Annotated in this window: 7 protein-coding genes and 1 pseudogene; 4 read left to right on the forward strand and 4 right to left on the reverse strand. The window is 63.1% G+C overall.

Annotated features, from left to right (window positions below):
- Positions 1-837 precede the first annotated feature (837 nt).
- Together GY725_19060 and GY725_19065 are read right to left on the reverse strand one after the other, a co-directional pair.
- On the reverse strand, positions 838-1,653 hold the full coding sequence (locus GY725_19060; GenBank protein ID MCP4006287.1) for an SDR family NAD(P)-dependent oxidoreductase: 816 nt from the start codon (positions 1,651-1,653) through the stop codon (positions 838-840).
- A gap of 88 nt (positions 1,654-1,741) precedes the next feature.
- On the reverse strand, positions 1,742-2,956 hold the full coding sequence (locus tag GY725_19065) for an LLM class flavin-dependent oxidoreductase (protein ID MCP4006288.1): 1,215 nt from the start codon (positions 2,954-2,956) through the stop codon (positions 1,742-1,744).
- 169 nt (positions 2,957-3,125) lie between these two features.
- Here GY725_19065 and GY725_19070 point away from each other — a divergent pair, with 169 nt between their 5' ends.
- The 4 genes and pseudogenes from GY725_19070 (at position 3,126) to GY725_19085 (ending at position 6,507) form a co-directional block, all read left to right on the forward strand.
- Positions 3,126-3,971: an SDR family NAD(P)-dependent oxidoreductase gene (locus GY725_19070; protein ID MCP4006289.1), complete on the forward strand. Its 846-nt coding sequence runs from the start codon at positions 3,126-3,128 to the stop codon at positions 3,969-3,971.
- Positions 3,972-3,990: 19 nt separating this feature from the next.
- Positions 3,991-4,303, forward strand: a pseudogene (locus GY725_19075) (SDR family NAD(P)-dependent oxidoreductase).
- A 647-nt stretch (positions 4,304-4,950) separates the two neighbouring features.
- Complete coding sequence (locus tag GY725_19080) at positions 4,951-5,196, forward strand: hypothetical protein (GenBank protein ID MCP4006290.1); 246 nt, start codon at positions 4,951-4,953, stop codon at positions 5,194-5,196.
- Between the two features lie 6 nt (positions 5,197-5,202).
- Positions 5,203-6,507 carry a reductive dehalogenase gene (locus tag GY725_19085; GenBank protein MCP4006291.1) on the forward strand — a complete coding sequence of 435 codons (1,305 nt, stop codon included), beginning with the start codon at positions 5,203-5,205 and terminating at the stop codon, positions 6,505-6,507.
- A 168-nt stretch (positions 6,508-6,675) separates the two neighbouring features.
- Here the strand turns inward: GY725_19085 and GY725_19090 are convergent, their stop codons facing one another.
- Both GY725_19090 and GY725_19095 read right to left on the reverse strand, forming a co-directional pair.
- Positions 6,676-8,964 carry an MMPL family transporter gene (locus tag GY725_19090; protein MCP4006292.1) on the reverse strand — a complete coding sequence of 763 codons (2,289 nt, stop codon included), beginning with the start codon at positions 8,962-8,964 and terminating at the stop codon, positions 6,676-6,678.
- Between the two features lie 31 nt (positions 8,965-8,995).
- Complete coding sequence (locus tag GY725_19095; GenBank protein ID MCP4006293.1) at positions 8,996-9,841, reverse strand: hypothetical protein; 846 nt, start codon at positions 9,839-9,841, stop codon at positions 8,996-8,998.
- Positions 9,842-10,038 lie beyond the last annotated feature (197 nt).

Consider the following 10,038-nt stretch of genomic DNA (forward strand, 5'->3'; position numbering starts at 1 on the left):
ACCGTGATCCGACGGTCGCCCCGGACGCGAGCCGGATCAACGTATCTTCGCGCGATGAATGCCCTAATCTCGTCTGCCTGGGACAAGCCGCCTCCTCGGTCCTGCTGCCCAAAAGTATACAGCTTGGGAAGCACGAACAGATTCGAGGCAAGATCGACCTCGTAAATCACGGCGAGGGAATACTAGGCAGGGAATCAGGCGAATCGGCCAACGCGAGGACCGGCATAGCAGCGAGCCTGTTAGAGCCATGCTGCGAGGAGATCGCGGTATGAACCACCCCGTTCTCACAGAGTCATCCTTCGATCGTTCGTTGACAGCAACGGTGTAGCTACGGGGCGTGGACGGATCTGAACAGAGACACACGCCGGCGGAACCGGCCCGGCGGCCCAAGCCTATGCCCGGCATACCGAAATGGACACCGGGAGACGCCGGTGGGATTCACTTGCGGACGCTTCGTAATCAGCAGGTCGTCCGTTCAAATCGGATCGTCGGCTCCAGCGGAATGCCTTGCGGTTCAGGTGCTTGCGCCGGACCGCCCTCGCTCATCGGTGCCGACCAAGGTCCGGTGTGTAGCAACGTGACAGCAACGCGGGCACTCGGAGTGTTTCGACCGTGGAGAACGCGATCCGCCAATGTGGACGCAGTCTCGCTGTGTCAGTCCTGAAGAATCTGAAACTGCCTCAATCCTAACCTCTGAGCCGTCCAGCATTCCGGGGGAAGTTCGCTGAAGTCCCTTTGTAGGTGCCCGGCTGCCTTCGAGTGTGGCATGGCGGACGGCGCCGACCACGCGGCAAGGGTGAAGGAACTACTGGGCTGAGGCGCGCGGGTCTGCGTCGCTCATCCGACGGGCTGCCACGGTGAATCGTCGGGAAGGCTCCCGTCCACGTCTTTGAAGCCGTAGGCGTCGGCCAATCCGCGGGATGTCACGGCCCGTCCGCTGTACCGCATGATCTCTGGATCGCCCGCGAGTGCGACCACCGCTCGGCCCGTGAAACGCAGCGACTCGGCGCCGTCCAGATCGAAGTTCGTCAGCCGCAGTACCCGCTCGGTCTTCACGACGTTGGGCCACAGCGAGACAATCGCAATGCCGTGCGCCGCGAGAGGCTGGGCCGCGTCCTTCGTGATCCGGTCGAGCGCAGCCTTGCCGACCCCATACACCAGATGGTGAAAGAAGCGGATCGCACCCGCAGAGCTGATGTTGACGATCAGCCCCCGCCCTCGTGGGACCATCGTCCGCGCCGCGCAGTGGGTTCCCACGTAGGCCGAACGAGTTCCCACGTCGATCATCGCATCCCAATCGGTGAGTGGCGTCTCCCAGAAGGGGACCTTCGGATCGAGTTTCGGCGAAACACGGAAGGCGTTGTTGACGAGCACGTCGAGCTCGCCGGCCTCGCTGGCTACGCGCTCGAACAACGCTTCCACTTGAGCGTCGTCGGCGTGGTCGCAGATCACCGCCACGGCCCTTCCTCCGAGAGCCTCGATCTCGGCGACCGTCGACTCCAGGCTACCAGCGAGCGAGCCCGAGCCTTCCTCGAACGTACGCCCGGTCACGTAGACCGTCGCACCGGCCGCACCGAGCTCGAGGGCGCAGCCCTTTCCGATCCCGCGACTGGCTCCGGTCACGATCGCGATCTTTCCGTCGAGCGAGCTCATCACCGATCGTTCCACCTCCGATGGCTGTACTCTGCGTCCCGAAACACGAAGCGACGTCGTGGTCCTCGACCGACGAGTTCCACTCCGTCTACTTTCGGTAGAAGGTCCTTCGATCGCGCGATGCCTCTACGATGGGGATTTCATCGTCCGAGAGCGACGGCATGAACTGCTTCCGCGCCAGCGCCTTCTCGAAATAGGGCGCCAGTTCTTCCGCCTTCTTCGCCTCCTTCTCTTCCTTTCCGCCGATGAATTCGGGCAACACATCGGACCCGAAGAGTTCGAGGCTCTCGCAGATGTCTTCGTGCCGATTCCGACCGCCCTGTTGCAGGAAGATGATCTGGTCGACCCCCGCATCCTCGAATTCGCGAATGAACTTGCTGAAGTCACCAGGAGTGCCGATCCCGGGACTGGGGATCATGGGTTGGTCTCCCTCTTGATCGCGCAGCGCCTCGTATTCTTCGTACAACGTGCTTCGGCCGGGCTTGAATGCATTCGCGGCCATCGCATTGATCGCATAACGAAAGAAGCCAAAACCATCCATTCCACGTCGACGCCCCTCTTCGGGATCGTTGTGAAGCGAGAAGCCGGCGACCACGGCGATATTGGCATTGACCGTGTGGCCGAGCGGTACACATTCCTCTGATTTAATGATCGAGTAATAGGTATCTGCCCAAGTCTTGGCCTCCACAGGATCGACGAAGGTAAAGGCCATCGCGCCGAGGCCGTTTCGCGCCGCCGTCTCGATGGTCCGACGATTGCTACAGGCCAGCCACATCGGGGGATGCGGTTTCTGAACGGGTTTGGGGAGTACGTTGCGGCAGGGGAACGAGAAGCCCTCTCCCTCGAAGCCCGGATAGGGGTCCATCACCATCATGTTGGCGATCTGTTCGGCGGCCTCGAGTGAGAGCGCCTGCTTGCGCTTGGCCGAGATGCCATAACCATGGAGCTCGATTCGCGTCGCGCCCTCGCCGATCCCGAAGTCGACCCGCCCATTCGAGATCAGGTCGAGCATCGCGACCGCCTCTGCTGTGCGTGACGGATGATTGTAGTTGGGGATCACCTGCCGAATGCCGAATCCAACGCGAATGCGCTCGGTCTTGGCGGCGAGCGCGGAGAGAAAGACCTCAGAGGCCGAACAATGCGAATACTCGTCCAGGAAGTGATGTTCGACTGCCCACGCATGATCGATCCCGATCCGATCGGCGACCTGAACCTGTTCGATCGCTTCCTGAACCAATCGAAGTTCCGAATCTTCCTTCCAGGGTTTTGGAAGCTGAAGTTCGTAGAAAACACCGAATCTCATGGGATCCTCCTAGTGGTCGCCCCGGACCCCTGCACCACGTGTGCTAGTTCCTCAGCATCCGGGCGGATTATCGTCTACCTTCGATGACATTTAACTAGTATCATAGTTGAAGCCCCTTATCGATCGAAAGGGGCACGAATCTGCAACCCGTTTCGGGGAGGGGGCAGCCATGAAGGACATATCCGGCAAGGTGGCGTTCGTTACTGGCGGCGCCAGCGGAATCGGACTCGGGATCGCGCGATCGCTTGTGTCCGCCGGGATGAAGGTCGCGATCACCGACATCGAGCAAGCGGCTCTCGATCAGGTGAAGAACGAGTTCACCGGACGTGATGCCGAGGTGATCCTCCTGAAGCTCGACGTGACCGACCGCGACGCGATGGAGCAGGCCGCCCAGGACACCGAGGCCGCCTTCGGCAACGTCCACGTGGTCTGCAACAACGCGGGTGTGGCCGTCACCGGACGCGTCAACCGGATGGACTACAAGGACTGGGACTGGGTGATGGGCGTGAACGTGAACGGTGTGATCAACGGCGTTCAGACGTTCGTCAACCGAATGGTGGAGCACGGCGAAGGCGGCCACTTCGTGAACACCGCCTCGATGGCGGGGCAGATGCCGATTCCGAACGGCAGCATCTACACCACCAGCAAGTACGCGGTCGTCGGCCTTTCGGAAGTCATGCGGCGGGATCTGGCGCGGTACGACATCGGAGTGTCGGTGCTGTGTCCGGGCGGCGTGACCACCAACGTGGCGAACTCGGGCCGCAACCGCCCCGCGGATCTGCAGCGCGAGAAGGACACCGCAAAGCTGGTGGGGATGGGCGGCCTGCAAGAGGAAGTGATGTCGGACATGCTCGACGCATCCGTGATCGGCGACATGGTCGTAGCGGCCATTCTGGCGGACGACACATACATCTTCAGCCACCCCGGTCTGAAGCCGGTCGTCGACAAGCGCAGCGCAGAGATTGACGAGTCGTTCGCGCGCTGGGCGCAGTATCGAAAAGACCACAACGTCTGAGAACGCCAAGGAGAACGCAATGCACGAGCTGAACGGCAAGGTTGCGATCATCACGGGTGGCGCGAGCGGCATGGGACGCGCCGCGTCTCTGCTCTTCGCACAGGCCGGTGCGAATGTGGTGGTGGCGGATCTGAACGACGAAGGCGGAGAAGAGGTTGCGAAGCTCGCGTCCGAGAGCGGCAACGAAGCCGTGTACCAGCACACCGACGTATCGGTCGAAGCCGACGTCGAGGCGCTGGTCGCGCGCGACCGATACGTTCGGCCGCCTGGATGTCATGTTCAACAACGCCGGGATCGGGCGGATAGGAAGTATAGCACCGCTGTCTCCCTAATAAGACCATCCATTTTCGGCTGTTGAGAGCCGGCAGTCGGGGAATCTGGGGGCTCTCGAACGGACGCGGGCAGCCGGGCCCCTGCAAAAGGACTTCGGAGCGGCGGGAGGACGAGGCTCGACCGCTCGGGGTCCGGAGGTGAGCAGGCAGAAATCGGATGATGGCCCACGGCAGGCCAGAATCCGTCGCAATCGGCGACTGATCAAGATCATCGGAGTGAGGAGCCTCAGCCGTGATTTGATTGACGCACCAACGCCGATCAAACAGATCGCTCGGGGGTTCCTCGAATCAGCAGAGGAGACCCCGTGATGTGTACATCTTCGAAAGCTTCAGGACTCGAGATAGCTCTGGCTAAGAGACGATTCTTGGTTTCGATCTAGGCCGCCACTGCGGGAAGGTACTCCTTCTTCCTCTTTCGCATTGCACACTCCTTGATCTTCTCTCGCTACGAGACCACCGCATGTCTCTGGACTTCTGAGCCGTCCAGCATTCCGGGGGCAGTCCAGCAGGTCGAAGAAGCAATCCACTGAAGCGGCCGTGCGAGAGATACGCCGCCGTACCCGCAGGAAGTTCGCACCGGAGGAGAAGATCCGGATCGTTCTGGAGGGGGAACGGATGCCCGCTGCGATTCTGGTAGAATCGTCTCGATGAGAAACTACGCGCTCGGAATCCTGACGGGGATCTTCGGCACCACCATGTACTTCGCGGAGCCCGGACCCGCCTGGTACCTGTGGATACTATTCGTCGCAGGCGCAGCGCTGGTGGCGTTCAGCCTGGATGTCTTCGTCGGTTCGCTCGAAGAGAACCAACCCCGCGCCGCCTGGATGGGTCTTTCCATGTTCGGAGGACCGGGCGTGGTGTTGCTTCTCATCGTCTTGAAGGCGGGGTTCTGAGATCCGATGCCTGACGATCGAAACGTGATCTACCGCGACCAGAAGAAGCGCTATCCCTGGTGGGTAAAAACGGTGGACGAGATCACCACCGAGACCGACGATTCGCGATCCAGCAAGCCCGATGTCCACAGAATCGCTCATACCCTCCTGTTCGAATCCGACACGATCCCGAAGTACGAAGAGAAGTCGAAGCAGTTCGTCGCGCGGGGCGTGAGCGCGAACATCGCCGGCCGAACCCTGCCGGACCTGGCCCTGCACTACGCCGCCAATACCTACATGCACGCCACGGTCGGTTCTCTCGGCGACCCGTACTTCAACATATTGCCTGGCATCGGAGAGGTGACCAGTACCTGGAAGCTGCATCCGCCCGAAACCCTCGACCTGCCGCCTTGGGAGGCTTCGCCTAAGGAGGCTTCCGATGTTGTAGAAGCCGCCGGTATTCAGCTGGGTGCGGCCATGGTCGGGATTACCGCCATCGACGAGAGATGGTTGAACAAGGGTGTATCCATCAGCTCCGAGGTCGATGAGATCACCAGTAGTGGGATGGGCGCGATCCTCCCGGAGCGGATGAAGTACATCATCTGCCTCTTGGGTGTCTGCCCACAGAACCTCGTCGACCGCAATCTGACCGAACTCGGTGCCGCCGGCGACCGGGCCGGGTACGAGGCGGCCTTCATGGCCTTCGTGCGGATGTCGCGGTTCATCAAGGGCCTGGGCTACGAAGCGTTCGACCTGCAGAACGTCGCTCCCGTGGTTCCCTTCGCCATCACCGCGGGGCTCGGCGAGTTAGGCCGCATGAACCGGATGGTCAATCCCATATTCGGCGGCAACGTCCGGATCGGCGCCGTTCTGACCGATCTCCCCCTGGCCGTGGACAAGCCCATCGATTTCGGTCTGCAGGCGTTCTGCACCGAATGCAAGAAGTGCGCGACGTCCTGCCCGACCAAGGCGATCAGCGACTCGGAACACCCCTACTGGGAGCCCGTCAATCAGTGGCAGGCATCGGGGAAAAAGGCCTACTTCGAAAACAACGAAGCCTGCTTCAAGTTCCAGACCGCCAAGGACATCTACTGCTCGACCTGCATGTCCGTGTGCCCGTGGAGCAAACAGGATAGAACGGGTTTGCACGAGCTAGCTCACATCATGGCGGCCAAGCTTCCGGGCAGGCTGCCGGGCATCGGCAAGCTATTGGTGAAGCTCGACGATCTCTTCGGGTACGGCCGGGTCAGAGAGCGCAAGCAGATCGCTCGCTGGTGGGATTTCAAGAAACCGATCCGGGGAGTGAACTCCCGACAGGGAAAAAGGCGATAGAAGCTGAGACAGGAAGCGATGCTCGGCTGCAACACCCAGAACCGCGTGCTCGAGCAAGGGCGGCCGGTCTCGGTTGCGATCGGACCCTGAATTCACGGGCACGGAGGATCCGACGACTCAGCCACTCATCCGAGTCCATGCACTAACGCCGCGGACTGAGCGATCGAGTCATTCCTCGGGGGACTGCATTGCGACCCGGCTGTGGACGGCCGGGTCGCGCGAGAGTAGTTGCGGAAGGAACAGGAGCGTCGCGGCGTAGCAGGTGACCATGGAGCCGCAGAGAAGCAGGCCCAGGCTGCGGTCGGGCTTGAGCGACGAGAAGGCGAGCACCGCCAGCCCCAGGGCGAGGACGAGCGCGTTCCAGCGGATCGCGCGGCCGACGCTCGCCAGCGTCGCGCCCAACGCCTCGGGATGGTTGGGAGTGCGCGCCCTTTCAAGGCGGTATCCGTGCGCGAAGTGGATCGCGAAGTCGACGGCCACTCCGATCGTCACCGCCGCGAACATGCTGGTGGCGATGCCGAGGGGCATGCCCGCATGCCCCATGCACCCCAGCAGCGCGGGTAGGCCAATGCCCAGCGGAACGAAGGCGATCAACGCGAGGCGCAGACTGCGGAAGAAGAGCAGAAGCAGGACCGCGACGCCGAGCGCGGTCCAGGCCACAGAGCGCACCATGTTCCATACGATCTCGTCGACGACCGCGCTCGCAACGGGCAGATCACCGCTGAAGTGCACACTCACGCCCGAACCCGCAAGCTGCGCTGGGAGCGAGCGCTCCAGGTAGTCGCGCAACTCCTCCGCCCGCTCGTAGCTGGCGTCTCTTACGAAGAGACGCACGCGCGCGCTCGATCCATTGGAACTGAGCACCTGATCGAGGTCGGTGCGCCGCGACACGTTGGCTAGCAGGCGCGCGATCTCGGCGATGCGCTCGGGGGGGAGATCGAACACGGATCCGCTCTCCCCCCAGGCGTCCGCGACGATCTGGTAGGCCAGGACATGGCTCAACGCGCCACCCACGTGCGGGCCCGCACCGCCGATTCGCGCCGCGGAATCGGCCAGCCGCAGGCCGTCGGCGCGCATGAAGTACAGGGGCTCGGGGCTCTCGAGCACCACGTCGAAGCGATACGATCCCCAGAACGAGTCATTGAGTTCGCGCTCGGCGGACACCAGGTCGGATTCGGGATCGAAGTTTTCGACCCAGGAATCCTGAACGGAGAGCGACCCGAGACCGGTCGCCGCACCAGCCGCGAGCAGGAGTCCGGCAAGCGCTGCGGCGCCGCCGTGCCCGATCAGCAAGCGCGCGGTGATGCCGGTTTCGCGGCTCGCATGGCGAAGCCGGCGAGTTCCGGGCTCACGAAACCACGACGGCGGCAAGAGAACGACCGTAGCGGGCACGAGCGTGAAGCTGAAGGCCATGGCGAGCAGAACGCCGATCGCGGCGAAGACACCGAAGTGACGCAGTGGAGCCAGAGAGGCGGTCGCAAAGGACATGAAGGCGACGGAAGTTGTAAGCGAGGTGAGTACGATCGGACGGCCGACACGGCGCAGCGCAGCGCGCATGGCCGCTCGCACGCGCGCGCGATTCGGCTCTGACGCGGCGTCATCGGCGCCGAGATGCGCGCGCACGCGTTCGAGCAGATGGATCTCGTCGGTCACTGCAACGGTCATCAACAAGACGGGAAGGATGGTCGTGACCAGCGTGATGGGAATCCCCAGGTGGCCCATCGCGCCGAGCGTACACAGCAGCACGACCAGAACTTCCACCATGGGCACCAGCACGCCGGCCACGCTGCGCAGACACGCGAACAGAAGCACGGCCATCACGGCGACCATCAACGGCACGAGTCGGGCCAGGTCGGCCAGGACCGCCTGACCCAACAGGACCTCCGCCGTGACCGGTCCGGTCAATCGCAAGTCGAACGTCGACGCCTGCACCTCGAGTGCGCGCTGGGTGTCGGCAACCAGCTTGGAGCGACTGGCGTCGCGCAGCGTCGGCACGTACACGACTGCGGCCTGCCCTCCCGGAGCCAGGAAGAGACCCGAGCCCAGCGGCGAGGCGGCTACACGCGCGAGCAAGGCCTCGTGCGCGACCGGACTGGTCGGGATCTCGTCGAGAAAATCCGGGGTCTGGATGACCGGAATCTCGGGCCTTGGATCGATCAGGGTCGCCAGGGAGCGCACGCGCCGCGCGTACACCCCGGGGACCGCCTCGAGAGAGCGATGCAATTGCTCCAGAAAGCGCAGACCTTCCGGAGACGATACGGGCGGGCCGCCCGGGCGGGCGCTGACCAGGACCATGACCTGATCCGACTCGAAGAACGTGCGCTGGTCGGCGCTGTCCGCCTGGACCACCGGATTGTTCGCCGGGTGTAGCGCAGCACCGTCACTGCGGATCTCGAGACGCAATAACCCGGCACCCAGAAACAGGGTGAGCAGGCTGCACGCGACCAGCCAGCGCACTGGCCGGTCGAGGACGGATTCGATCGCTAAGTCAGTCAGCCCTGTACGTCGCCTGGATCCTGGTGCGGCGCAGCCACACGATCCCGAGCAAGAGCAGAGAACCACCGAGCAGGAGCAGGCTCCCCCTCGGCAGGACCGGCACACTCGGGGGTGCGAACAGAACGGCGAACTGCCCCGGCGGTCCAGGCGCCTGCGGATTCGGGTTCTGCATGTTCACATTGCCGTTCAAGAACACGGGGCCGGCGGGGAATGTGAGCGGCTCGAAGCGGAACTGGAAGTCGAGCGGAAGGTCCGGAACGGTCAGGCTTCCCGCCGGCAGTGGAACGAGCACGCTGGGCGTGAGCTCCATCTGCCCGATTGGCTGCACACCGTCTTCGGTGATGAACACCTGCCAGTCCGTGGGTCCACCGCCGATCGTCACCGTGATCGGACTCGCGCTCGTGAGCGACAGTTCGACGATCTCGATCGGGATGGTGTCGGCCACGCCGACCCCCCCGGGGAAAGTCGCGTCCGCGAGGCGACGCACACAGGTGTCTGGGACGGGCGCGTGTAGCGGCACCTGCGAGACCGCGTGGATGCTGCCGGCCGGAACGGGGTCGCCGTGTATGTCGACGAAGACCACGTCGGTCTGCGGAACGCCGGGGCAGGCACAGTTGGCTTCTTCCACCGGGTCGAGGGGAACTCCCACGACGTCGATCAGCTGGGCCGGAACCGGGTCCGATCCGGGAGCGAAGAAACCCGCCGGCAGCGCCGGGAGTGCAGCCTTGGTGCCCGCCTCCGTTTGCCAGCAATCGGTCTCGGCAATCACCTGGCTGGCCGCCGGGTTGCTCAAGAGGACCAAGAACGCGAACGCAGTGACCAGGAGGTTCGATCTCATCGCTTCCCTTTCCTTGTCATAGGCACAGCTTATGTCGCTTGAGTCGCAGCATACTCCCGCAACGGCTCGGGAGGGAAGCGAAAAGCACCGCCCCTGCCCCATCACTTGTTCCGTCGCGTGTCGGTGCACCGATCGCTCGATGCACCCATCAGTTTCGATTCAGCGTCCAGATATGACGGGTATTTCCCCGATTATCT

The sequence above is a fragment of the bacterium genome, from assembly GCA_024226335.1.
Lineage (GTDB): Bacteria > Myxococcota_A > UBA9160 > SZUA-336 > SZUA-336 > JAAELY01.